General features: G+C 67.1%; 16 protein-coding genes. 9 read left to right on the top strand and 7 right to left on the bottom strand.

Going from position 1 to position 23,912, the window contains the following annotated elements; all coding sequences use genetic code 11:
• The first annotated feature begins 85 nt into the window (after window positions 1-85).
• Window positions 86-1,510 (top strand): aminotransferase, encoded by a 1,425-nt coding sequence (locus tag MUU56_RS07700; protein WP_244766738.1) that lies wholly within the window; start codon window positions 86-88, stop codon window positions 1,508-1,510.
• A gap of 198 nt (window positions 1,511-1,708) precedes the next feature.
• On the opposite strand, the gene MUU56_RS07695 is transcribed toward MUU56_RS07700, so the two are convergent.
• The 3 genes from MUU56_RS07695 to MUU56_RS07685 all read right to left on the bottom strand — a co-directional run bounded on the left by MUU56_RS07695 (window position 1,709) and on the right by MUU56_RS07685 (window position 4,187).
• Window positions 1,709-2,905 (bottom strand): aromatic ring-hydroxylating oxygenase subunit alpha, encoded by a 1,197-nt coding sequence (locus MUU56_RS07695; RefSeq protein ID WP_244766737.1) that lies wholly within the window; start codon window positions 2,903-2,905, stop codon window positions 1,709-1,711.
• Window positions 2,906-3,069: 164 nt separating this feature from the next.
• On the bottom strand, window positions 3,070-3,300 hold the full coding sequence (locus MUU56_RS07690; RefSeq protein WP_244766736.1) for a hypothetical protein: 231 nt from the start codon (window positions 3,298-3,300) through the stop codon (window positions 3,070-3,072).
• Window positions 3,301-3,398: 98 nt separating this feature from the next.
• Complete coding sequence (locus MUU56_RS07685) at window positions 3,399-4,187, bottom strand: DUF1194 domain-containing protein (protein ID WP_244766735.1); 789 nt, start codon at window positions 4,185-4,187, stop codon at window positions 3,399-3,401.
• A 157-nt stretch (window positions 4,188-4,344) separates the two neighbouring features.
• On the opposite strand from MUU56_RS07685, the gene MUU56_RS07680 reads away from it, so the two are divergent.
• Window positions 4,345-5,460, top strand: a complete 1,116-nt coding sequence (locus tag MUU56_RS07680; protein ID WP_244766734.1) for a hypothetical protein — start codon at window positions 4,345-4,347, stop codon at window positions 5,458-5,460.
• Between the two features lies 1 nt (window position 5,461).
• Here MUU56_RS07680 and MUU56_RS07675 read toward each other — a convergent pair whose 3' ends face one another.
• Entirely contained in the window at window positions 5,462-6,070 is a 609-nt protein-coding gene (locus MUU56_RS07675; RefSeq protein ID WP_244766733.1) for a TetR/AcrR family transcriptional regulator, read from the bottom strand.
• Window positions 6,071-6,249: 179 nt separating this feature from the next.
• Between MUU56_RS07675 and MUU56_RS07670 the strand changes: the two genes are divergently transcribed.
• The 3 genes from MUU56_RS07670 (at window position 6,250) to MUU56_RS07660 (ending at window position 9,668) form a co-directional block, all read left to right on the top strand.
• Entirely contained in the window at window positions 6,250-6,741 is a 492-nt protein-coding gene (locus tag MUU56_RS07670; protein WP_244767144.1) for an anthrone oxygenase family protein, read from the top strand.
• Window positions 6,742-6,805: 64 nt separating this feature from the next.
• Complete coding sequence (locus MUU56_RS07665) at window positions 6,806-8,224, top strand: amidase (RefSeq protein ID WP_244766732.1); 1,419 nt, start codon at window positions 6,806-6,808, stop codon at window positions 8,222-8,224.
• 253 nt (window positions 8,225-8,477) lie between these two features.
• Window positions 8,478-9,668 carry a DUF2778 domain-containing protein gene (locus MUU56_RS07660; RefSeq protein ID WP_244766731.1) on the top strand — a complete coding sequence of 397 codons (1,191 nt, stop codon included), beginning with the start codon at window positions 8,478-8,480 and terminating at the stop codon, window positions 9,666-9,668.
• Between the two features lie 212 nt (window positions 9,669-9,880).
• On the opposite strand, the gene MUU56_RS07655 is transcribed toward MUU56_RS07660, so the two are convergent.
• The 3 genes from MUU56_RS07655 to MUU56_RS07645 all read right to left on the bottom strand — a co-directional run bounded on the left by MUU56_RS07655 (window position 9,881) and on the right by MUU56_RS07645 (window position 13,725).
• Complete coding sequence (locus MUU56_RS07655) at window positions 9,881-12,337, bottom strand: ATP-dependent helicase (protein ID WP_244767143.1); 2,457 nt, start codon at window positions 12,335-12,337, stop codon at window positions 9,881-9,883.
• Window positions 12,338-12,439: 102 nt separating this feature from the next.
• Window positions 12,440-12,853 carry a carboxymuconolactone decarboxylase family protein gene (locus tag MUU56_RS07650; protein ID WP_244766730.1) on the bottom strand — a complete coding sequence of 138 codons (414 nt, stop codon included), beginning with the start codon at window positions 12,851-12,853 and terminating at the stop codon, window positions 12,440-12,442.
• Between the two features lie 50 nt (window positions 12,854-12,903).
• The gene (locus MUU56_RS07645; RefSeq protein WP_244766729.1) at window positions 12,904-13,725 is read right to left on the bottom strand and encodes a cyclase family protein; all 822 of its coding nucleotides are present in this window, start codon (window positions 13,723-13,725) and stop codon (window positions 12,904-12,906) included.
• 299 nt (window positions 13,726-14,024) lie between these two features.
• Here MUU56_RS07645 and MUU56_RS07640 point away from each other — a divergent pair, with 299 nt between their 5' ends.
• From MUU56_RS07640 to MUU56_RS07625, 4 genes are all read left to right on the top strand, one after another.
• On the top strand, window positions 14,025-15,197 hold the full coding sequence (locus tag MUU56_RS07640; RefSeq protein ID WP_244766728.1) for an efflux RND transporter periplasmic adaptor subunit: 1,173 nt from the start codon (window positions 14,025-14,027) through the stop codon (window positions 15,195-15,197).
• Window positions 15,197-18,373 carry an efflux RND transporter permease subunit gene (locus tag MUU56_RS07635; protein ID WP_244766727.1) on the top strand — a complete coding sequence of 1,059 codons (3,177 nt, stop codon included), beginning with the start codon at window positions 15,197-15,199 and terminating at the stop codon, window positions 18,371-18,373. The genes MUU56_RS07640 and MUU56_RS07635 overlap by 1 nt, the downstream gene beginning before the upstream one ends.
• Before the next feature lie 261 nt (window positions 18,374-18,634).
• Window positions 18,635-20,056, top strand: a complete 1,422-nt coding sequence (locus MUU56_RS07630; protein ID WP_244766726.1) for an FAD-binding oxidoreductase — start codon at window positions 18,635-18,637, stop codon at window positions 20,054-20,056.
• A 42-nt stretch (window positions 20,057-20,098) separates the two neighbouring features.
• On the top strand, window positions 20,099-23,896 hold the full coding sequence (locus MUU56_RS07625) for an AsmA family protein (RefSeq protein WP_244766725.1): 3,798 nt from the start codon (window positions 20,099-20,101) through the stop codon (window positions 23,894-23,896).
• The last annotated feature ends 16 nt before the right edge of the window (window positions 23,897-23,912 follow it).

Here is a 23,912-nt window from a genome sequence, read left to right as displayed (position 1 = left end):
GAACATTCAATATGATTGGGAAAACCAAAATCTTTCATATCGTTGTTCCGAGATTTTTTCTGGCAAATAATCGATGGAGAGGGACATGGCGGCAATTCCGAAGACGGCGAACGAGGACCGGCGTGCCGACGAGGCGGCCGGCGACGAACTCACCCGGCTGGCCGAGCGCCATCTGGTGCAGCCCTGGCCGGTTTCCGGCTCCATCGGCGCGGAGGCGCGCGGGCGCATCGAGGCGGGCGAGGGCATCTATGTGACCGATGCCGCCGGCCGGCGCCTGATCGACGGGCCTGCCGGCATGTGGTGCGTCAATGCCGGCCATCGCAACAGGCAACTGGCCGACGTCATGGCCGCGCAGGCGATGGAGCTCTCCTACAATTCGCCCTGGTACACGACCAACGCGCCGTCCGCCGTGCTCTCCGCCCGCCTTGCCGAACATGCGCCCGACGGGATCGACCATGTCTTCTACACGACCGGCGGCTCGTCGGCGGTCGAGACGGCGCTGCGCTTCATGCAGTTCGCCAACAATGTGAAGGGCCGGCCGGAGAAGAAGCTGATCGTCTCGCGCCAGGGCGGCTATCACGGCTCGACGTACCTCTCCGCCTCGCTCAACGGCCGGCCGCGCGACCATGACTGGATGGACAGCGCCGCCGATCTCGTCGTCAAGCTGTCCTGCCCCGATCCGTTCCGCCGGCCGGAGGGCATGAGCGTCGAGGCCTTCTGCGATTTCCTCGTGGAGGAGTTCCGCGCGGTGATCGAGGAGAGGGGGGCGGAACATATCGGCGCCTTCATCGCCGAGCCGGTCATGGCATCCGGCGGCGTCATCGTGCCGCCCGCCGGTTACCTGAAGCGCATGCACGCGCTCTGCCGCGCCAACGACATCCTCTTCATCGCCGACGAGGTGGTGACCGCCTTCGGCCGTCTCGGCCACGTCTTCGCCTCGCAGGACGTCTTCGGCATCGACCCGGACATGATCACCTTCGCCAAGGGCGTGACGTCGGGCTATTTCCCGCTCGGCGGCGTGATGATCGCCGGGCGCCTCTTCGAGGAACTGCGCCGCTCGAACCATTCGGAGGCGATGTTCGCGCATGGGCTGACCTATTCCAGCCATCCGGTCGGCTGCGCGGTGGCGCTGAAGAACCTCGACATCCTGGAGGACGGGCTGCTCGACCATGCGCGTGCCATTACCGATCATTTCCAGGCGAGCCTGAAGGCGCTGGAGGACCTGCCGCTGGTCGGCGAGGTGCGCGGCCTCGGGCTGATGGCCTGCGTGGAATGCGTCGCCGACCGGGTCAGCAAGAACCCGCTGACGCTCGACCTGGAGGTCGGCAAGCGCATCGACCGGCATTGCCAGGAACTCGGCCTCCTGGTGCGCCCGCTCATCAACATGTGCGTGATGTCGCCGCCGCTCACCATCACTTCCGCCCAGATCGACGACATGGCGGCGATCCTGCGCAAGGGGATCGAACTGACGATGGACGACCTGGCGCGCGAAGGGCTCTGGAAGGGCTGAGGCTCTTCGCGTTGGGCCTGCGGTGTGATGCGGATCCTCGGGTCAAGCCCGAGGATGACGGTGGGGAGGAGGAGGCTCCCACCTGTCAAGCGGTGCGGCATGCGGCCATGTCGCTTTTGCCCGCCGTGCTTCTCTCCTATCGTCATCCTCGGGCTTGACCCGAGGACCCACGCGGCACCCACGGCCTATCGGAGAAACCTAGCCTTGCCGCAGCCCGGCATTGGCCTCCGCCATCGCCTTCTCCTCCGGCGCCTCCTTCATCGTCACCACCGGCAGCACTTTGCGCAGATGGTCGTGATGGGTGCGCACGCCGTATTCGAGGTCGGAGAGGTAGAAGCCGGCGAAGGCGTTGGAGGTCATCGCCTCGTTCGACCAGACGGTGAGCTGCACGTCCTCGGCCTGGGTGTCGCGGTCGATGCGCAAGGCGAGGTAGCGGGCGAGGCGCTGGGCGCGCTCCTCCTGCCGGTAGCGATAGATGCCGCCGCGCAGCAGCGTCCGGCCGACACCGAGCGGGAATTCCTGGTAGAACTGCACGGTCTCCGGCGTGACGGCGATGACGGCGTTCGGGAACAGGCCGAAATAGATCCAGGCCTTGCGCAGCCGCTCGGGCAGCGCATGGTTTTCCGGCGAGATCTTCACGTAGTTGCGCACGCTCCAGCGCCGGCCGGCATGCGGGTTGTAGGTGGCGAAGGAGCGGCAGAGGCCGTCGACGAAGGGTTCGTCGTAGTAAGTCGAGCCGTAGAGGTCCTGCAGGGCGGGATGGGCCATGGCGACGTGGTAGCCCTCGTTGTCGACGTCGCGCACGGACTTCCAGTTGACGGGCGTCTCCTGGGTCCAGATGTCGCCCGCCGGGATCATCTCCTCGGTGCGGTAGTGCGCCAGCTCCGCCTCGAAGGGCTTCATCAGCTCGGCGACGGAAGGCTGCGGGCCGGGCGCGAAGCGGATGAAGACGAAGCCCTGCCAGACCTCGCATTCCAGCGCCTTCAGCGCGAACTCGTTCTTGTCGAGCGGCGGGAAGCTGCGGGGGCGCGCGGCGCCGCGCAGCGTGCCGTCGAGATTGTAGACCCAGCCGTGGAAGGGACAGACCAGCGCGTTGCGGCAGCTGCCCTTCTCGTCGGCGACGAGGCGCGAGCCGCGATGGCGGCAGATGTTGTGGAAGGCGCGCACCGCGCCGTCCTGCCCGCGCAGGATGAGCGCGCGCTCGCCGACGACGTCCATGGCGAGGTAGTTGCCGGGCTCGGGAATATCGGAGACGTGGCAGGCGATCTGCCAGTGCTCGCGGAAGACATGCTGCTTCTCCAGTTCGAGGAGGGCGGGGCTGTGATAACACCAGCCGGGAAGTCCGCTCCTGTCCCAGTCGTTCGGAACGCTGATATTGCGGATCATCTCGTTCATGTCGCTCCCCTGTATTTTGCTGAACGTTCATTCAATATAAGCACGATTTCCGTTCAAAAGGAATAGGTTGCGAACGCCGTGTGTTTTCGTAACGGAAAAATCCCGGCCGCGAGGCGGCCGGGGCAGGGCGGATTCTGCGCGGAAAACCGCGCCGGTGCCGGTGTTTAACGGCAGACCTTCACGCGCTTGTAGACGACGTGTCCCCACTTGTTGTAGCGCTTGATCTTCTTCCAGAAGCAATGGCGGTGATGGCCATGGTAGTGGCTGACATAGCCGTGGTGATGGCCGCCCCAGCCATGGCCGAAGCCGATGTAGAAGCCGCCGGCCTGCGAGGGGGCGGCGAAGGACACCGCTGCGACGGTCGCGACAACGGCGGACATGATGAACTTGCGCATTTCAGTCTCCTCTCTACCAGTCAATGGACGAACCATTCATCCAGTAGGGTGACTGTCGCATGGGGGACCGGGCGGCGCTGTTTCGGGTGGAACAGGGCTCAGCGGTCGAGTTCCGGGTAGAAGCGCTCCATGTAGCTGGGCCTCAGCTTTTCGCCGATCAGGCAATCGGCCGGTTCTCCGGCGGCCGGAATGATGCGGGCGGGCGGCTCGGCGCCGCTGACTTCGAGGATCAGCTTGCGGCGGATGGCGATGGCGAAATCCTCCGGCTCCTGCACCGGCAGCACGAAGGCGCCGGGGCCGCCGATGACGCAGTTGGCATAGTAGTTGTCGAGCGAGCCGTAGGCGGCGGAGGGGCGGATCATGATGGCAAGACCGTTGATGATGATGCCGAGCGCGGTCGCCGCGTCGCGCGCCGGCGTCACCGGCGGTCCGAAATTGTTCGGGCCGTCGCCGGAAACATCGATGACGCGGCGCAGGCCGGTATAGCCGTTGGCATCGAAGAGTTGCGCGCCATAGGCGATGGCGCCGGAGATCGACGTGCCGCGGCGCGTGGCGATCGGGCGGGCTTCGAGCTGGGCGGCGAAGGCGTCGGCGTCCTCCGGGCCGGAGATGATCTGCCAGGGCACCAGGGAATTGTCGCGGATCGTGCCGGCCCATTCGAAATAGCTGATGGCGATGCGGCCGGTCAGCCCGTCGCGCACGGCATTGATGAAGTCGGGGTGGCGCAGGGCATCGACGTAGCCGGCGCGCTGCACCTGCGCCTCCTCGAGGTCCATGGAGCCGGAGACGTCGACCGCCAGCACCAGCTCCACATCCACCTCCTGGTCCGCGGCGGCGAGTTCCGCGCCGGGCATCAGGCTCATCAGCAAGGCAAGCGTTGTCAGCATGGCCGTCACCTATCCGTGCATCCGGGGTTTGGAAATGTATCACGACCGGCGGAGGGAAAGGGCATGCGCTCTTCAAAAATCGGTGATGACAGGCGAATAGCCGCCCGGCTGCAACCGTCTTCCGCTGGTTCCCGCCGCATGCGGGCGGAATGCAGGCATGCCGGGGCTGAGAAAGCGGATCGACATGGTTTTCAAGGATATTCTTGCCGCTCTGCGCACCAGGATGCTCGGTCGGGCGAGCGCCGCGCCGCAGGAACTGCTGTCCCCGGAAGAGCGGCTGGTGCGCGACTACGACCTCTATCTCGTCGATCTCCACGACGAGATACCGGCCCTCGTGCCGCAGCGCGACGCCATGCGCTCCGCCTGGCGCAACGGCGATTTCGAGGCCTACCAGCGGGCCTTCGAGGCGGCGCGGGCGAGCGGCGTCATCACGGAAAGCGGCCGGCCGCTCTATTCGCTGGTGAAGGAATGGTTCGTCGAACCGTTCCTGGAACTGCCGGAAGACGAGGCGCCGGCGCATGTCGCCATGCTGGAGCCTTTCCGGGCCTTCTTCCAACGCAGCCCGTCGGCCTTTTCCGCCGCGACCTATGCCGATGCGCTGCGCGTGGCGGCCTTCGTTCAGCGCGGCACCGCCTATGGGCACCTCGTCCAGGCGGAGCAGCGGCAGAGCTGCGAGGCGCTGCTGGAGACGGCGGACGCCGTGCTCGACAGCCAGGCCGACCCGGACAATTTCAGCTGGCGGATGAGCGACTACCGCCGCTCGGCCAATGACGGCGATTTCGAGACATTCACGGCGCGCTTCGAACAGGCCTGGCAGCTCGATCGCTACAATATCGATCTCTGCCGATCGCATGCCCGCATGATCATGCCGCGCTGGCTGGGGCGCGATGCGCAGGACCTCGAGGATTTTGCCCGCCGGGCGGTGGCGCTGACGCAGGATCGTTTCGGCCTCGGCTTCTACGCGCTGATCCAGCAGGCCAACACCGATGTCGGCGACCACGCGCTTGCCGATACGCTCTGCGATCCGGACATGGCGAAACAGGGCTTCGAGGACCTCCTGTCGCGCTTTCCCGCGCCGAGCGTGATGAACCTCTATGCCGACATGCTGGAGTGGATGGGCGACACCGAGGCGCTGGCCGATCTGCTCCAAACGCGCTTCCGCGTGATGGTGCCGCAGATCTGGTACGGCGATACGCGCAGCGACAAGATCGCCTATCTCTTCGCCACGCTGCTGGAGGCGGCCGAGGTGCTGGAGGCGCGGCGCGCCCGATAGGCTACAGCGCCGTCAGCTCCCGGATCGCCATGCGCTTGTAGGCCGCGACCAGCCTGTCGCCTTCCGCCCGGTCGACCGAGACGGCAAGGCGCATCGTCGCCTCGCCGAGATGCATGACGAGGAGGGCGGCCGCCTCGATCCGGGCGGCATCGGCCGTGGGGCGCAGCATCCGCAGCCGGGCGGCGAGCAGGGCGCCGTTGCGGCGGCTCTCCTCCACCTCCATGGCCCGCAGCGCCCCGTCCGCCTGCACGGCGGACCAGATGTCGCGGATGACCGGCTCGGCGAGGAAGATCGCGTAATAGGTGTCGATCAGGCTGCCGAAGGCGTCGGCAAGCGCCTCCATGCTGCCGACGGCGGCAAGGCCTTCGGCGATGCAGGCGCGGCTTTCCGCGTTGCAGCGTTCGGCAAGCGCGTGCACCACCGCGCTCTTGTCGGGAAAATACTGGTAGAGCGAGCCGATCGAGATGCCCGTGCGCTGGGCGAGCTCGCTCATGCGCAGGGCGTCGCTGCCCGCCTGCGCGATCATGTCCGTTGCATTGGCGAGGATGGCGTCCACCCGTTCGCGGCTGCGCTTCTGGGTCGGTGCACGGCGCGTCTGCGGTTCGGCCATCGGTCTTTCCAAGAGGACGTTCGATTGGTCTTGACAAATACGAGCATTCCTCACATTTTGCAAATATGAGGATTACTCATATTTTCGGGCGGCGATGCCGCGCGCGGGGCCGACCGACCGCCACGCGATTTTTTAACGCGCCCGTGATGCGGACGAAACGGCTTCTGGAGGACCCGACCATGGCAAGCGCCTTTCCCATCCTGACCTTCCTTTCCATTCTCGCCGCGGCGCTGAATGCCGGGCTGTTCTTCATCTTCTCGGTCTGCATCATGGCGGCCTTCACCCGCCTTTCGCCGGCGGAAGGGGCAGCGGCGATGAACGCCATCAATGCCGTCATTCAGAACCCCTGGTTCTTCTCGGCCTTCTTCGGCGGGGCGTTGCTGTCGCTGGTGCTGGCGGTCTTCGGCTTCCTGCAGGGCGGAGCCGGCGGCCTGCTGGCTGCGGCGGGTGGCGTCGTCTTCCTCCTCGCCGTCATCGGCGTGACGATCGTCTTCAACGTGCCGCTCAACGAGGCGCTCGCCGCCGCACCCGTCGGCAGCCCTGAACAGGCGGCCCTCTGGCAGCGCTATCTCGGCGTCTGGACGATGTGGAACCACGTGCGCACGGTCGGCTCGCTCGCCGCCGTCGGTTTCTTCGCGCTCGCCTTCCGTCAGGGCGTCCCGCCCGGCTAGGACCGGGCTGGCGCTCCTTCCTTCCGCCTGCTAGCTCTGTTCCAGACGAATGCCGGAGCCGACCTTGCAGGACATCACCGACCTTTCCGCCCTTGCCCTTTCCGCCGCCATCGCCGAGCGCCGGCTCGACTGCCGCAGCGTCATGGCGGCCTATCTTTCCCGCATCGAGGCGATCAACCCGCGCCTCAACGCCCTTGTCAGCCTGCGCCCGGCCGATGTGCTGCTGGCCGAGGCGGAGGCGGCGGACCGGGCGCTTGCGGCGGGGGACCATCGCGGCTGGCTGCACGGCATGCCTTTCGCGGTGAAGGACCTTTCCGAGGCGAAGGGCATCCTCTGCTCCTTCGGTTCGGCCAACTATGCGGATTTCGTGCCCGACTACGACGACATCCATGTCGAGCGCATCCGGGCGGCCGGCGCCATCGTCATCGGCAAGACCAATGCGCCGGAAATGGGCCTCGGCTCGCACACCTACAATCCGGTCTTCGGCGTCACGCGCAATCCCTACGATACCGGCAGGAGTGCCGGCGGCTCCTCGGGCGGCGCGGCGGCGGGGCTGGCGGCCCGGCTGCTGCCGGTCGCCGACGGCAGCGACATGATGGGCTCGCTGCGCAATCCCGCCGGCTTCAACAATGTCGTCGGCTTCCGCCCGTCCTTCGGCCGGGTGCCCTCGCTCAACACCGAGCTCTTCCTCGGCCAGCTCGCGGTCAACGGCCCGATGGGGCGCAGCGTCGCCGATGTCGCCGCCCTCCTGGCGACGCAATCCGGCCACGATCCGCGCGACCCGCTGTCGCTTCCCGACGATGACCTCGCGTTCGATGCCGACCACGATCTCTCCGGCGCCCGCATCGGCTGGCTCGGCGATTTCGACGGCTACCTTCCCTTCGAGCCCGGCGTGCTGGAGCTTTGCCGCGCCTCGCTCGACGTCTTCCGGCGGCTTGGATGCCGCGTGGAGGAGGTGCCGCCGGGCTTCGACATGGCGCGGCTCTGGCAGACCTGGCGCACGCTGCGCCATTTCCTCGTCGCCAACGGCCAGGCGGCCGACTATGCCGATCCGGACCGGCGCGCACGCATGAAGCCGGAGATGATCTGGGAAATCGAGAACGGCCGGAACCTCTCGGCGGCGGAGGTCTATGCCGCCTCGCTCGGCCGCAGCGACTGGCAGCGCCACATCTCCGGCCTCTTCGAACGCTACGATTTCCTGATCCTGCCCTCCGCCCAGGTCTTCCCCTTCGAGGCCGGGCTCGACTGGCCGAAGGCGATCGCGGGGCGGGCGATGGATACCTATCATCGCTGGATGGAGGTGGTCATAGGCCCGACGCTGGCCGGCCTTCCCGTCGCCGCCATGCCGGCCGGTTTCGGCGCGAACGGATTGCCCGCCGGCATCCAGATCATCGGCCGCCCGCGGGCCGACCGCGACGTGCTGGCCGCCGCCGCGCGCTACGAGGCGGCCACCGACTGGCTTTCCCGGCATCCCCAGTTCTAGGGATACGCGGACTTTCGACACGCCCGCGCCGCATTCTCGTGAAAGGCAGCTTTGCCGGATGTTGAGGACCGTCCGGCAGACTCCTTCAAAAACGCGAGGCGCCGTTTAGGAATTGCTTACCATATTTCGCCATTCTTTGCTCGTTCGGCAGAAGCCCGGGACGCGTGATCCCGCCGCCTGCCGCAAGCGTAACGGCTTCCGGAGCGTGTTTTCCGCGGCCGCGTCGAGTAACGAGTATCGGGTAACGAGTATCATGGCGTCTGTATACAGTTCCGCGCGTTCCGCGTCGAAATCCCGCCGGGGGGGTATCCTTCTCAGCACGTTCCTGGCTTGCGGCGTCGTCGCCGGTTCCGCCTGGGCTGTCGTCTCGACGCTCGGCGCAATGCAGGACGCGGCTTCCCTGCTTTCCGAGGGCAAGAAGACAATGGCCGCTTCCCTTCACGGCAAACCCGTTTCAACGGAGAAGAACCACACCGAGCGCATGGTGAAGGTCGCGAAGTTTTCGCGGCTCTCGTCGCCGTCGGAAAGCGAGCTGCGCCAGAAGCAATTGACCGCGGAGGCCATCCAGGTCGCCCATCAGCGCCGGATTTCCATTCAGCTCGCCGCCGCCGTCAAGCGGGAGAAGGCGAAGGCGGCGATGATCGAGGCGGCCATCGCCCGCGCCGAGCGTTCCGTGGAAGACGAAAAGCGGATCACCGGCCAGCCGACCATGGTGACGGCGCTCGTCGAGGACGTTTCCGCCCGCAAGGACATCCAGCCCTTCGGCCTCGTCATGCAGAAGCCGGAGGCGGAGGAGGAAAACCTTCTCGGCCAGATCCCGCTGCCGGAGGCAAAGCCCGCGCTGGAGACGGTCACCATCGAAAAGCCGGTGGTGGAGGAAAAGCCCGTCGCGCGCACCAGGCGCGAGGATGCGAAGACCAGGGACAGGGAAGACGTCGCCCTCGTCAAGCCCGAGCGCTCGCTGTTCGGCGACCTCTTCAAGAGCAAGGGCGGCAGCGGTACCGGCTGGCCGGGCCGCGGCACGAAGGTCGCGATCTACGATGTCTCCAACGCGACGGTCTACATGCCCGACGGCACGAAGCTGCGTGCCCATTCCGGCATCGGCAAGATGCGCGACAATCCGCGTTATGAGCATGTCAAGATGAACGGGCCGACGCCGGCCGGCATCTATCGCCTGAAGATGCGCGAGCGGCGCTTCCACGGCGTCGAGGCGATCCGCATGACGTCGATCGACGGTCGCGATCCGAAGAACCGCACGGGTCTTCTGACGCACACCAACCTGCTGCGCGGCCAGAAGGGCTCGCATGGCTGTGTCGCCTTCCAGAACTACGAGCCGTTCCTTAACGCCTTCAAGCGCGGCCATGTGACCATGCTGGTCGTGGTCCCGGAACTGCCGTCCTCCCGCACGCAGCTCGCCGCGCTCTATCGCAAGGCCGGCGCCTGATTGCTCTCATGGGCGGCGGTGGCACCCCCCTCTGCCCTGCCGGGCATCTCCCCCTCAAGGGGGGAGATCGGCAAGAGGCGAAAACCTTGCTTGGTCAGCAACGTCGTAATTTGGCGGCACGGTCCTCCATCCAATCTCCCCCCTTGAGGGGGAGATGCCCGGCAGGGCAGAGGGGGGTGAGACCGGATACGATAATAATCAGATGCCGCCGATCAGGCCTTTTCGACAAAGCCGTCCAGCACGCGCTTCTGGCCCGCGCGGTCGAAATTGATCGTCAGCTTGTTGCCCTCGATCGCCGCCACGTTGCCGTTGCCGAACTTCATGTGGAAGACGCGGTCGCCGATCGCAAATTTCGACGGCTCGCTCACGGTCGATTTCGCCACGAGCTCGCCGTCGATGGTGCGTGCGCGCGGCCCGCTCTCGCCATAGCCGATGCGCTCGACCGCATGGCCGGAGCGTGAGCCCCAGTTGTCGCGCGTCGCATCGGTGCGGTTCGCCTGGGCACGCCGCCAGCCGGGCGTCGAATAGGCGTTCTGGAAAGGCTCCTGCTTGTCGAAGCGCGACTGGCCATAGCCGCCGCGGCCGTAGCCGCCGTAGGATTGTTCGACCTCGGCCACCTCGACATGGGCTTCCGGCAGTTCGTCGAGGAAGCGCGAGGGCAGGGTCGTCTGCCAGAGGCCGTGGATGCGGCGGTTGGAGACGAACCAGATATGGCAGCGGCGCTTGGCGCGCGTGATGCCGACATAGGCGAGGCGGCGTTCCTCCTCGAGCCCCGAGCGGCCGCCCTCGTCGAGCGAGCGCTGGTGCGGGAAGAGGCCTTCCTCCCAGCCGGGCAGGAAGACGGTCTCGAATTCGAGGCCCTTGGCCGAGTGCAGCGTCATGATCGAGACGGCATCGAGGTTCTCGTTCTGCTCGGCATCCATGACGAGCGAGACATGTTCGAGGAAGCCGCGCATCGATTCGAAGGCCTCCATCGAACGGATGAGTTCCTTGAGGTTTTCGAGGCGGCCCGGCGCCTCGGCCGACTTGTCGGCCTGCCACATGGCGGTGTAGCCGCTCTCGTCGAGGATCTGCTCGGCAAGCTCGGTGTGCGGCATGGTCTCCAGCAGCGACTGCCAGCGGCGGAAATCGGTGACGACGTCGAAGAGGGCCTTGCGCGCCTTCGGCTTCAGCTCGTCCGTCTCGATGATGTCGGCGGCGGCGGCGAGCATGGGGATGTCGCGGGCGCGCGCATAGTCGTGCAGGTTGCGGATCGTCGTATCGCCGAGGCCGCGCTTGGGCGTGTTGACGATGCGCTCGAAGGCGAGGTCGTCGGCCGGCTGGCTGACCAGGCGGAAATAGGCGAGCGCGTCGCGGATCTCGAGCCGCTCGTAGAAGCGCGGGCCGCCGATGACGCGGTAGTTGAGGCCGAGCGTGACGAAACGGTCTTCGAATTCGCGCATCTGGAAGGAGGCGCGCACGAGGATCGCCATGTCGTTCAGCTTGTGCTCCTTGCGCTGGAGCTGTTCGATCTCCTCGCCGACGGCGCGGGCCTCTTCCTCCGAATCCCAGGCGGCGTGCACGACGACCTTGTCGTCGTCGGGATCGCGCCGGTCGGTGAAGAGCGTCTTGCCGAGGCGGTCCTCGTTATGGGCGATGAGATGGCCGGCGGCGCCGAGGATATGGGCGGTGGAGCGGTAGTTGCGCTCCAGCTTGATGACCTTCGCGCCCGGGAAATCCTTCTCGAAGCGCAGGATGTTGTCCACTTCCGCGCCGCGCCAGCCGTAGATCGACTGGTCGTCGTCGCCGACGCAGCAGACGTTCTGCGGCGTGCCCTTCGGCCGCTGGGCGAGAAGGCGCAGCCACATGTACTGCGCGGTGTTGGTGTCCTGGTACTCATCGACGAGGATGTAGCGGAATTTCTGGTGGTATTCGGCCAACACATCCGGATTGGCGCGGAACAGGCGGATCGGGTGCAGCAGGAGGTCGCCGAAGTCGCAGGCGTTCAGCGTCTTCAGGCGGTTCTGGTAGGCGACGTAGAGTTCGCGGCCCTTGCCGTTGGCGAAGGCACGCGCGTCGCCCTCGGGGATCTGCGCCGGATCGAGGCCCTTGTTCTTCCAGGTGTCGATCATGCCGGCGAACTGCTTGGCCGGCCAGCGCTTGTCGTCGATGCCTTCTGCCTGGATGATCTGCTTGATCAGCCGCACCACGTCGTCGGTGTCGAGAATGGAGAAATCCGACCGGAGGCCGACGAGTTCGGCATGGCGGCGCAGCAGCTTGACGCCGATCGAGTGGAAGGTGCCGAGCCAGGGCATGCCCTCGACGGCGCCGCCGACGAGGAGGCCGATGCGCTCCTTCATCTCGCGCGCGGCCTTGTTGGTGAAGGTCACGGCCAGCATCTGGCTGGGAAAGGCCCGGCCGGTGGCGAGGATATGGGCGATGCGGGTGGTGAGCACGCGCGTCTTGCCGGTGCCGGCGCCGGCGAGCACCAGGACGGGGCCGTCGAGCGTTTCCACCGCCTCGCGCTGTTCGGGGTTGAGGCCGGAGAGATAATCCGGCGCCCGGTGCGCATCGCGCGCCGCCATGGCGCGCGCGGCGATGCCGCCCGTCGGCTTGGCCGGTGCCGCGGGCTTGCCGGCGAGCTGCGGGTCCTCGTCGAAGAAGGGAATGTCGTCGTAACCGCTGATCATGCGGCTCAATGTAGTGATTCGGCCCCGAAAGGCCAGTTTTCCGTTCTGCTTTTATTCCGCGGGGAAGAAGAATGGCCGCAAGATTGTGGAAAGCGGCGGCCTTCAGGCCCTTGCGCGGTCCGCGTCGAAGACGTCGTCCACGGGCACCTGGAGGGCCGTTGCGAGCTGGTTCGTCTTGCCGGCGAGCGAGACGATGGACAGCAGCTCGGCATATTGCCCGTCCGTCATGCCCTTGGCTTTCGCGGCGGCGGTGTGGGAATGGACGCAGTAGCTGCAGCCGTTCGTCACCGAGACGGCGATGTAGAGCATTTCCTTGACCAGCGGATCGAGCGTCGAGGGCGTCGCCATGACGGCCTTCACCTCCGCCCAGGTGCGCTCCAGCAGCGCCGGGTCGAAGGCGAGGTAGCGCCACATATTGTTGACGAAGTCCGATTTGCGGGTGGCGCGGATATCGTCGAACACCGCCTTGACGCGCGGGTCGGCTTCCAGATCGTCGGCGGGCTTGACGGTGCTCATGGTTCCTCCGGGTGAATGGGCCGGCGGCGGAACCGCCGGCCGGATGGGGATCAGGCCAGCGCGATGACGCGGGTCGGGCCGCCTGTGCCGCCGCGCACCTTGGGCGCGCCGACGATGAGGGTCGCGCCCCTGGCCGGAAGCTCTCCCAGATTGGCGGCCGCCTCAAGCCCCCAGTGGCCCGAGGCGAGCCAGGAATAGTGCGTCGCGAAATCCGGCGAGATGCCGTAGTCGAGCGAGAGCGTATCGACGGCGATGCCGACCGCGCTCGAATTTTCCGCGAGATACTGCACCGCTTCGACATGGAAGCCGGGGAAGTGCATCTTTCCCTCGCCATCGGCATTGCGGAACTTGTCGGTGCCGAGATGCTTGTCCCAGCCGGAAAGCAGCGCGACGCAGGCCTTTTCCGGCAGCTCGCCATTGGCCGCGATCCAGGCCTTGATGTCGTCCGGCGTCAGCTGCGCATCGGCATTGGCGGCGGCCTTCTCCCGGATGTCGATGACGGCGAGCGGCACCACGAGATCGGAGACCGGGATTTCCGCCACCGACTTGCCGTCCTCGGAGAAATGCAGCGGCGCGTCGAGATGGGTGCCGGTATGCTCGTTCACGCGCAGTTCGAAGAGATTGAACTTGTGTTCCTTGTAATTGAACTTCTGCTCGCGCCAGAACTGCTGCTCCCCGAAAAAGGTCGGAAATTCCTCGTAGAGCTCATGGGTGAGGTCCGTTGCCTTCGTCGGCGCCTGGGCGAGCGCCGGGCTGAGCGCCCCGGAACTTGCGGCCGCGACCGTGGCAGCGCCCGCGGCAGCGGCGCGGAAAAAGCTCCTCCTCGAAAGCATGCGGTTCTTGACGGTATCGATGACGCAGGCGTCACACATGGAATTCCCCCTGTCGTTCAATGCGTTGATGAAAGAATACTGAAATAGGGCTTGGCCGCCGGGGTCGGGAAAAAGCTACCACAAGCGCAGGAGGCGTCCAGTCATGTGCGTGCTCGCAGAAGGGGCGGGACGGGAAGATTTCTCCGCCTTTTCTTACATTTCGGTAACAGAGCAGCCTGCCAATCTTACATTTCGGTAATGATCACATTCTTTCATTGCCCGTTCATTTTCAAAGCGGGATACTTGGCCTATGTCGCGCCGCAACAGGTGACGGTTCGCTTCCTTCGGAGACAGATTGCATGCGGGTTTGGAAACAGCTCCTCATAAGCCTCGGCGTCCTTTCGGCCGGGGTCTTGCTCTGGGGTCGCTTCGTGCCCGGGGCGAATGCCACGCTGGAGGCTACGGGCCTGCCCGGCACGCTCGTTGCGGCCATCGCGCCGGCCGGCGAAGGCGAGGCGCAGGGCGGCCGCGAAGGTGGCCGCCGCGGCGGCTTCGGCGGCGGCCCGGCGCTTGTCGCCACCAAGCCTGTGGCCATGTCCGTCGTCAACGACCGGCTCAACGCCATCGGCGACGGCGAGGCGATCCGCACGGTGACCGTCACGCCTTATGCCACCGGGAACCTCACGGAAGTACTGGTGAAATCCGGCGACCGGGTGGAGCAGGGGCAGGTGATCGCCCGCCTCGACAGCGACGAGCAGCGCATCACCGCCGACCAGGCGCGCGTGGCGCGCGACAGCGCCCGGCAGAAGCTGACGCGCATCGAGAACCTGAAATCCACCATGAGTACCGCCGAGCTGCAGGACGCCCAGACGGCGCTGCAGGCTGCGGAACTCGCCTTGCAGAACGCGGAGCTGACGCTGCGCCGCCGCGACATCACCGCGCCCTATGGCGGCGTCGTCGGCATCATCTCCGTCAATCCCGGCGATTACGTCACCACGTCGTCGGCAATCGCCCGCATCGACGACCGTTCGGAAATCCTTGTCGATTTCTGGGTGCCGGAGCGGTTTGCGACGAGCGTGCGTGTCGGCGGCGCCGTGACGGCGACGGCGGTCGCGCGGCCGGGCGAAACCTTCACCGGCGAGGTGCAGGCCATCGACAACCGCATCGACCAGGAGAGCCGGACGCTTCGCGTGCGGGCCCAGATCGACAATCCCGAGGACCTCCTGCGCGCGGGCATGTCCTTCCAGGTGACCATGCGCTTTGCCGGCGACCTCTATCCGAGCGTCGATCCGCTTTCCGTGCTGTGGAGCGCCGAAGGCTCCTATGTCTGGCGGGTGAAGGGCGAGACGGTCGAGCGCGTGCCGGTCCATATCGTGCAGCGCAATCCGGACAAGGTTCTCGTGAAGGCCGAGATCGCCGAGGGCGACCAGATCGTCACCGAAGGCGTGCAGACGCTGAGGCCGGGCGGCGCGGTGCGCACCGTGGCCGAGCAGGACGGCCAGGTGACGTCCTCCGTGTCGGAGGGCTCGTAATGTCGGGCGGGGCAAGCGGACTGGATACATCCGGCAAGGCGGGGTTCACCGCGCTCTTCATCCGCCGGCCGATCTTCGCCCTCGTGCTCAACACGCTGATCGTCGTCGCCGGACTTGCGGCGTTCAACGGTGTGGAGATCCGCGAGCTGCCCTCCGTCGACCAGCCGGTGATCAGCGTCTCCACGACGTTCGACGGTGCCTCGCCGGAAACCGTCGACCGCGAGCTGACCGATGTGATCGAGGGCGCCGTCTCGCGCGTCCAGGGCATCAAGGACATTTCCTCGTCCTCTTCCTTCGGCCGCAGCCGCGTCACCCTGCAATTCTCCGACACGACCGACGTCAACCAGGCCGCCAACGACGTGCGCGACGCGCTCGGCCGCGTGGCGAACCAGATCCCCGACGGGGCCGACGAACCGCGCGTCGTCAAGGCGGATGCGGACAGCCAGCCGATCATGCGCCTGGCGCTCACCTCGGACACGCTCTCGCTCGAGGACCTGACGCTTCTTGCCGAAAACGAGATCACCGACCGGCTCGCCTCCGTGGAGGGCGTTGCCGATGTCGCCGTCTATGGCGACCAGGAGAAGATCTTCCGCGTCGACGTCGACCAGTCGAAGCTCGCCGCGCGCGGCCTTACGGTCGCGGACCTGCGCAACGCGCTGGCGACGGCCGCCTTCGACGTGCCCGCCGGCTCGCTGAAGAGCCAGAGCCAGGACATCACCGTGCGCGCGACGGCGGATCTGGAAACGCCTGCCGACTTCGAAAACCTGATCCTGAAGAACCGCGTGCGTCTCGGCGACGTCTCCCTGGTGACGCTGGGGCCGGACGAGGGCTCCACCGCGCTGCGCTCCAACGGCCGGCAAGGCATCGGCCTCGGCATCATCCGCCAGGCGCAGTCCAACACGCTCGATATCTCCGCCGGCGTGAAGCAGATGGTGGCGCAGTTCGCCAACATCCTGCCGGAGGGCACCGAGATCAAGATCACCAGCGACGACGCCGTCTTCATCGACGGCGCGATCCACGAAGTGGAGATCGCGCTCATCGTCGCGGTGTCGATCGTCACGCTCGTCATCTATCTTTTCCTGCTCGACTGGCGCGCGACGCTGATCCCGACGATCAGCATGCCGATCGCGCTGATCGGCACGATCGCGGCCATCTACATGGCCGGCTTCTCCGTCAACATCCTCACGCTGCTTGCGATCGTGCTGGCGACGGGTCTCGTGGTGGACGACGCGATCGTCGTCCTCGAAAACATCGTGCGCCGCCGGGCCGAAGGCCTGAAGCCGCGCGCGGCCGCCATCCTCGGCACGCTGGAGGTGTTCTTCGCCGTCATCGCCACGACGGCGACGCTCGCCGCCGTGTTCATCCCGCTTTCCTTCCTGCCCGGGCAGGCGGGGCGTCTCTTCCGCGAATTCGGCTTCGTGCTCGCCTTCGCCATCCTGCTCTCCTCCTTCGTGGCGCTGACGCTGTGCCCGATGCTGGCCTCGCGCATGCTGACCAAGGACATGACGCACGCGCATACGGGCCTTCTCGCCCGCATCGGCGGCGCGGCCTCGCGCCTCTACCGCTCGACGCTGCATGCCTGCCTCGGCGCGCCCTTCATCGTCTTCGTCGTGGCGCTCATCTTCACCGCGGCGGGCGCCACCTCCTTCTTCACCATCAAGTCCGAGCTGACGCCGAGCGAGGACCGGTCCATGGTCATGCTGCGCGTGAACGCGCCGCAGGGCGTGTCGCTGGAATATGCGCAGGACCAGATGAAGCTGATCGAGAACAAGCTGCGCCCGCTCTACAACAGCGGCGAGATCGTCAACATCTTCTCGATCTCCGGCCAGGGCGGCTCGACGAACAGCGGCTTCATGGTGCTGACGCTGGCGCCCTGGGGCGAGCGCGAGCGCACGCAGCAGCAGATCGTGCAGGACATCAACGCGGCGGTCGGCGCCGTGCCCTCGGTGCGCGCCTTCGCCATGCAGCCGAACAGCCTCGGCATCCGCGGCGCCGGCAACGGCCTGCAGGTCGCGCTGGTCGGCAACGACTACACCAAGCTCGGCAATGCGGCCGCCGAACTCGTGCGCCAGATCGAGGACAGCGGGCGCTTCCAGAACGTGCGGCTGAACTACGAGGCCAACCAGGCGCAGCTTTCCGTGACCGTCAACCGCGAGCGCGCCGCCGATCTCGGCATCGACATCACCGGTCTTTCCGCGGCCTTGCAGGCCATGCTGGAAGGCACGAGCGTCGTCGACATCTATGTCGAGGGGCAGGCCTATCCCGTCAAGCTGTCCTCGACGACGCAGCCGATCAACGACCCGATGGACCTGGAGAACATCTTCCTGAAGACCGGCGACGGCAAGATCGTGCCCATGTCGTCCATCGCCTCGCTGGAGGAGAAGGCCGTCGCCCCGCAGCTTTCGCGCGAACAGCAGCTGCGCGCCGTCTCGCTTTCCGCCGGCCTGAAGGACGGTCTGGCGCTCGGCGAGGCGCTTTCCATGGTTCAGGAGATGGCCGCGCCGCTGCTGCCGGAAGGTTCCCGCGTGCTGCCCATGGCGGAAGCGGCGACGCTGCAGGAGAATTCGAACGGGCTCTTCATCACCTTCGGCTTCGCGCTCGCCATCATCTTCCTCGTGCTCGCCGCGCAGTTCGAGAGCTTCGTCAGCGCGATCATCATCATGGTGACGGTGCCGCTGGGGCTTGCCTGCGCCGTCTTCGCGATGATCATGACGGGAACGACGCTGAACATCTACAGCCAGATCGGGCTCGTGCTGCTCGTCGGCATCATGGCGAAGAACGGCATCCTGATCGTCGAGTTCGCCAACCAGCTGCGCGACCGCGGGCAGGATATCCGCAGCGCCATCGAAGACGCCTCGAACATCCGCCTGCGCCCGGTCCTGATGACAATGATCGCCACCGTCGTCGGCGCCCTGCCGCTGATCCTCGCCAGCGGGGCGGGCGCGGAGGCGCGCATCTCGCTCGGCTGGGTGCTGGTCGGCGGCCTCGGCCTTGCCACCGTCGTCACGCTCTACCTGACGCCCGTCGCCTATCTCGTCATCGCCGGCTTCACCAGCCCGCATGCCGACGAGGAAAAGCGCCTCGCCGCCGAGCTTGCCCATGCCGAGACGCTCGGCAAGCGCAAGGACGAGGCGTTGCCGCCGCCGGCGGAAGCCCTGCCGCAGGCGGCGGAGTGAAGCCTCACGGCGCTATCCGCCCTGTGGCGAGTTGCCCCTCACCATAACCCTCTCCCCGCAAGCGGGGAGAGGGGACTTGCCTGACGAACGGGTATTTGTTGGGGAAATCGGTGCAGCATATCCCTTCGCCCCGCTTGCGGGGAGAAGGTGGCCGGCAGGCCGGATGAGGGGCTACCAAGACTTGCATCCTGCGCGCAATTGCGGCTGGACAGCCGCCCGCCAATTTGCTGAGTAAATCCTCACGGAATTGAGGACCTTACGATGGCTTTGGCGGATATCACGGGCGGCACGCGCAACGAGGAGGGCATCGCCGCGGCGCTGCCGCGTCTTGCCGGGCGATTCGGGGCGCGGTTCCAGACGGGCGCGGCGATCCGTGCCCAGCATGCGCACACCACCACCTATATTCCCGCCCAGCTGCCGGACGGCGTCGTCTTCGTCGAGAATGCCGACGAGGTGAAGGCCGTCGTCTCCCTTTGCGCCGAACTGAAGGTGCCGGTCATCCCCTTCGGCACGGGCTCCTCGCTGGAGGGGCAGGTGAACGCGCCGAACGGCGGCATCTCCATTGATTTCAGCAACATGAAGCGGGTGCTGGAGGTCAATGCCGAAGACCTCGACTGCACCGTCGAGCCCGGCATCACGCGCGAGGAGCTGAACGTCTACCTGCGCGATACCGGCCTGTTCTTCCCGATCGATCCCGGCGCGAATGCCTCGATCGGCGGCATGACCTCGACGCGCGCCTCGGGCACCAATGCGGTGCGCTACGGTACGATGAAGGACAATGTGCTCGCCGTGACCGCCGTCACGGCCACCGGCGAGGAGATCCGCACCGCCCGCCGCGCACGAAAATCCTCCGCCGGCTACGACCTGACGCGGCTCTTCGTCGGCGCCGAGGGCACGCTCGGCGTGCTCACCTCGATCACGCTGCGCCTCCAGGGTATCCCCTCGGTCATCGCCGGCGGCATCTGCGGCTTCCCGACGCTGAAGGACGCCTGCAATGCCGTCATCATGACCATCCAGCTCGGCATTCCCGTCGCCCGCATCGAGCTCGTCAACACGCTGCAGATCAAGGCCTGCAACGCCTATTCCGGCCTGACGCTGCCGGAGCAGCCGACGCTTTTCGTCGAGTTCCACGGCAACGAGGACAGCGTGCGCCTGCAGTCGGAGGAGTTCGGCGCGATCGCCGCCGAATGCGGCGGCGGGACGTTCCAGTGGAGCGCGGACGCCGAGGAGCGCGCGAAGCTCTGGAAGGCGCGGCACAATGTCTACTGGTCGGCCAAGGCGCTGCGACCCGGCTGGGAGGCGATCGCGACCGATGTCTGCGTGCCGATCTCGCGCCTTGCCGACTGCGTGGCCGAAACGGAGGTCGACATCGAGGAGCACGGGCTCCTGGCGCCGATCGTCGGCCATGCCGGCGACGGCAATTTCCATGTCAGCCTCGTCTTCGACGACAAGGACCCGGCGCATGTCACCGAGGTGGAGGCCTTCGTCGGCCGGCTCAATGCCCGGGCGCTCGCCATGGACGGCACCTGCACCGGCGAACACGGCATCGGCCAGGGCAAGCAGGCCTTCCTGCCGGGCGAGCTCGGCGGCACGGTCCAGCTGATGCGGCAGATCAAGCAGGCGCTCGATCCGGACAACATTCTGAACCCCGGCAAGATTTTTTCGACCCTCTCGGGCAATTAGTCGTTATCCTGAGGCGGTGAAACGAAATTCAAGGCAGGCGGCGTGCTTTCGAGAATCATGCTCTTCGTTGGCGGCTTGGTGGTCGTGGCGCTCTTTGCGGCGCTGCTCGCGCCGCTCTTCGTCGACTGGACCAGCTTCCGCCAGGATTTCGAGCGCGAGGCGAGCCGCATCATGGGCCGCACCGTCGTGGTGCATGGCAGCGTCGATGCCCGCCTGATCCCGTTCCCCTCCGTGACGCTCAACGACGTGCGTGTCGGGGCGCCCGAGGACGGGCAGCCGCTGGTCGAGGTGGCGCGCTTCTCCATGGATGCGGAACTGGCGCCGTTCCTCTCCGGCGAGGCGCTGATCTTCGACATGCGCATCGAGGAGCCGAAGGCGCGCATCAGGCTTTTCGAGGACGGCACGCTGGACTGGGCGCGTGGCCGCAAGTCCGATATCCCGGCCCGCACTGTCATCCTCGAAAATGTCGCGATCACCGGCGGCGAGATCGAATTCGTCGATGCGCAGACCGGTCGCACCCGCCATGTCACCGGCCTTGATGCGCAGGTCTCGGCAAAGTCGCTCGCCGGCCCGTGGCGCATCGACGGGCGCGCGGCGCTCGATGGCGAGAGCGGGGCCTTCCAGCTTTCGAGCGGCCAGGCGGAGAACGGCGCGCTTTCCCTGCGCGCCCGCATCGTGCCCGACCGGCTCGCCTTCACCGCCGATCTCGACGGTGCGCTGAAGGTCGTCGATTTCCGCCCGCAATATCACGGCGACTTCACCATCGCGGAAAAGCCGCGGCCGAAGGGTGAGGGGCCGGCCGATCCGATCCGCGTCGCCGGAAAATTCGAGCTTTCCAACGAGCGCATCCGCGTTCCGGACTATCGCCTCGAGGCCGGCCCGCACGAGGACCCCTATGTGGTGACGGGCGAGGCGACGCTCGACACCGGCCGCGCACCGGAGTTCCTCCTGATCGCCGACGGCCAGCAGATCGACGTCTCGCGCATCGGCAACAACGGCGAGGGGGGCAAGACCGGCCGCAACCCGCAGGTTTCCGCCCGCCAGCGGCTCCAGGCGCTGCTGGCGATCGCCGCCGACATCCCGATCCCGCAGGTGCCCGGCCGCGCCAGCCTGTTCCTGCCGGCCGTGGTGGTCGGCGACACGACGGTGCGCGAGGTGCGTCTCGACGTGAAGCCGGACGGCGAGGGCTGGCGGATCGACCGGGCGGATGCGCTTCTGCCCGGCCGCACCACGCTGGAGGCCAAGGGCCGGCTGACGCTCAGGCAGAACCGCGGCTTCGTCGGCGACCTGCTGGTCGCCTCGAACCAGCCGTCGGGGCTGGCGACATGGCTTGCCGGATCCGTGGATCCGGAAATCCGCAAGCTCAAGACGGCGGGCTTTTCCGCCGAAGTGAGCCTCACCGACGAACTGCAGCGCTTCGAAAACCTCGAAATCGCCATCGGCGGCGCCTCGCTGCTCGGGCGTATCGAGCGGGAATCGCGCGCGGACGCCGCGCCCACCCTGTCGCTGCAATTGCGCGGCAACGAAGTCGCGCTGGAATCGCTCCAGGCGCTTGTCGGCCTTGTCGCGGGCGATGCCTCGCTTTCGACCGTGCTGGATCATTCGATCGCGCTTGACGTCAAGGCCGATCGTTTCCTCGCCTTCGGCGAAAGCGCCTCCGGCGTCAACGCGGCGCTGTCCGTCAAGGATGGCCTTCTGACGCTGAGCCGCCTCAACATCGCCTCGCTGGACGGCGCGGCCGTCTCGGCCAGCGGCACGCTCGGGGGCTCGCTTCTTGCGCCGAGCGCCGGGCTCGACGTGAGGGTGAAGGCGGCCGCGATGCGTCCGGTGGCCGAGCTGCTGGCGCGGCACTTGCCGGCCCATCCCGTGCTCGCCCGTTTCCTTGCCAATTCCGGCTATTACGACAATGCGGACCTCGCCGTCCGCCTGGCCGTCTCAGGGGCGGAGAATCCGGCGACGCTGACGCTCAGCGGCCCGGTCAATGACGGGCGGGTCGAGATGAGATTCTCCGCCGCGACACCCGCCGACCTGCTGGTGGGACGCAATTTCGAGCTTGAAGGCAGCATCTTCAATCCGCAGTCGGTCGTGCTGGCCGGGCAGGTCGGGCTCGACCCATTGCCCTTCGATGCGGACCCCGACGGCAGCGTCACCTTCCGCGTGACGCAGCCGGAGGACGGTCCGGCCGATGTCTCTGCGGCCTTCAACGCGGGCAGCACGACGATCTCCATCAAGGGCACGGCCGCGCTCTCCGCCGCCGGTTTCCCGGCCGGTGCGCTCGCGCTTTCGGTGAAAAGCGACGACATCGAGCCCTATCTGATGATGAACGGCATCGCCGTGCCGCAGGCCGGCGCCGGCCTGCCGCTTGCCCTGCAGGCGTCCGTCGCCACGAGCGCCGAGGCCATCACGATCACCGACATTGCCGGGGAGGCCGACCGCAATGCCTTTTCCGGCCGCCTGACGCTCGACCGCACGGCGGCGACGCTCAAGGGAACGGGCGCGCTGCGCTTCGATACGGTCGATTTCGCCTTCCTCGCCGAGGCTGTCGCCGGGCCGGTGACGGATCCCCTTGACGGCGGGCTGAACACCGCGCCGCTCGTGCAGCCGCTTCAGGATGCCGCCGATGTGTCCGTCGCGCTGCAGGCCGGGGCGTTCTGGCCGGGGCTCTACGGCGCGGTGGAGGGATTTTCGGGCAACCTCGTCTGGAAGGGGGGCGAACTGGCGCTGACCGACATGGCGGGCGACTGGCTGGGCGGCCGGCTTGCCGGACGGCTCAAGGTCGCCAATGCGGAGGAGAACGGCCTGTTCGAGGCACGGGCGGAGCTTTCCGGCGCCGATTTGGCAAGGATCGTCTGGAGCGGCCCGCAGGGCGCCGTCGCCATGGGCAAGGCGGATGTGACACTGGCCGTCGACGCCTCCGGCAAAAGCGTGCGCGCCATGGTTGAGGGCGCCAGCGGCTCGGGCGAGGCGCGGCTCTCTGATCTCACCTTGCGCGGGCTCGATACCGGCGCGCTGCCGGCGCTGCTGACGGCGGCCGACGGTATCGAGGGTGATATCACGCCCGAGCGCGTCGCCGGGTTCGCGGCGGATGCGATCCTCAAGGGCGAGGCGGCGCTGGGCACGGTGCGCATGCCCTTCGCGCTTGCCGGCGGCAAGCTGCGCGTCCAGAGCGTGACGGTAGGAGATGGCAGGGCCGGTTTCTCCGGCGATGCGGATATTGACCTTGCCGGCGATGCGATGGCGGGCCGGCTGTCCGTCACCTACGCGGCCGGCGAGGAGGCACTGGCGGGCGCGGAGCCCGAAGTGGTGCTTGACTATCGCGGCCTCGTGGAGGCGCCGGGTGTTGCGCTCGACGTGCAGCCGCTCGCCAATTACCTCTCGCTGCGGCGCTTCGAGACGGAACGCCGCCGGGTGGAGACCCTGCAGGCCAACGTGCTGGAAAAGCAGCGGCTCAGGCGCGAGGCGGCCCTCTATCGTTCGCGCGCCGAGGCGCGGGCCGCACTGGCCGAGGCGATGCGCCTGCAGATGGAGGAAGAGCAGCGTCGTCGTGCGGAGGCGCGCGCGCGCGCCGAGCAGGAACTGACCGCGCGGGAAGCGGCGGAAGCGGCCGAAAGCGCTCGCCGCAAGGCCGCGGACGACGCACGCCGCCTGCTGGAGGTCGAGGAACAGGCCCGCCGCCGCGCCGAGCAGCGCGCGGCGGATGAGGCCCGCCGGGCGGAGGAAGAGGCGGAACGCCGCCGCCTTCCGGTTTCGCCGGAGGAGGGCGTGGAGCGGGGCGGCGAACTGCCGCCCGTCGACAGCGGGCAGAACCTGAATTTCGACGCACTGCCGGGTGTCAACTGAGCCGTTCCGCGTTTCG

The sequence above is a fragment of the Shinella yambaruensis genome, from assembly GCF_022899355.1.
GTDB lineage: Bacteria > Pseudomonadota > Alphaproteobacteria > Rhizobiales > Rhizobiaceae > Shinella > Shinella yambaruensis.
The sequence above is the reverse complement of the archived record's forward strand: the minus strand, read 5'-3'. Positions and strand labels throughout refer to the sequence as shown.

What these genes read in the sequence shown, in the direction of transcription:
- MUU56_RS07695 (WP_244766737.1), bottom strand. Translation starts at nt 2,905, where the DNA reads ATGAACGAGATGATCCGCAATATCAGCGTTCCGAACGACTGGGACAGG.
- MUU56_RS07655 (WP_244767143.1), bottom strand. Translation starts at nt 12,337, where the DNA reads ATGATCAGCGGTTACGACGACATTCCCTTCTTCGACGAGGACCCGCAG.
- MUU56_RS07700 (WP_244766738.1), top strand. Translation starts at nt 86, where the DNA reads ATGGCGGCAATTCCGAAGACGGCGAACGAGGACCGGCGTGCCGACGAG.
- MUU56_RS07640 (WP_244766728.1), top strand. Translation starts at nt 14,025, where the DNA reads ATGCGGGTTTGGAAACAGCTCCTCATAAGCCTCGGCGTCCTTTCGGCC.
- MUU56_RS07675 (WP_244766733.1), bottom strand. Translation starts at nt 6,070, where the DNA reads ATGGCCGAACCGCAGACGCGCCGTGCACCGACCCAGAAGCGCAGCCGC.
- MUU56_RS07680 (WP_244766734.1), top strand. Translation starts at nt 4,345, where the DNA reads ATGCCGGGGCTGAGAAAGCGGATCGACATGGTTTTCAAGGATATTCTT.
- MUU56_RS07670 (WP_244767144.1), top strand. Translation starts at nt 6,250, where the DNA reads ATGGCAAGCGCCTTTCCCATCCTGACCTTCCTTTCCATTCTCGCCGCG.
- MUU56_RS07645 (WP_244766729.1), bottom strand. Translation starts at nt 13,725, where the DNA reads ATGTGTGACGCCTGCGTCATCGATACCGTCAAGAACCGCATGCTTTCG.
- MUU56_RS07690 (WP_244766736.1), bottom strand. Translation starts at nt 3,300, where the DNA reads ATGCGCAAGTTCATCATGTCCGCCGTTGTCGCGACCGTCGCAGCGGTG.
- MUU56_RS07635 (WP_244766727.1), top strand. Translation starts at nt 15,197, where the DNA reads ATGTCGGGCGGGGCAAGCGGACTGGATACATCCGGCAAGGCGGGGTTC.
- MUU56_RS07660 (WP_244766731.1), top strand. Translation starts at nt 8,478, where the DNA reads ATGGCGTCTGTATACAGTTCCGCGCGTTCCGCGTCGAAATCCCGCCGG.
- MUU56_RS07685 (WP_244766735.1), bottom strand. Translation starts at nt 4,187, where the DNA reads ATGCTGACAACGCTTGCCTTGCTGATGAGCCTGATGCCCGGCGCGGAA.
- MUU56_RS07630 (WP_244766726.1), top strand. Translation starts at nt 18,635, where the DNA reads ATGGCTTTGGCGGATATCACGGGCGGCACGCGCAACGAGGAGGGCATC.
- MUU56_RS07650 (WP_244766730.1), bottom strand. Translation starts at nt 12,853, where the DNA reads ATGAGCACCGTCAAGCCCGCCGACGATCTGGAAGCCGACCCGCGCGTC.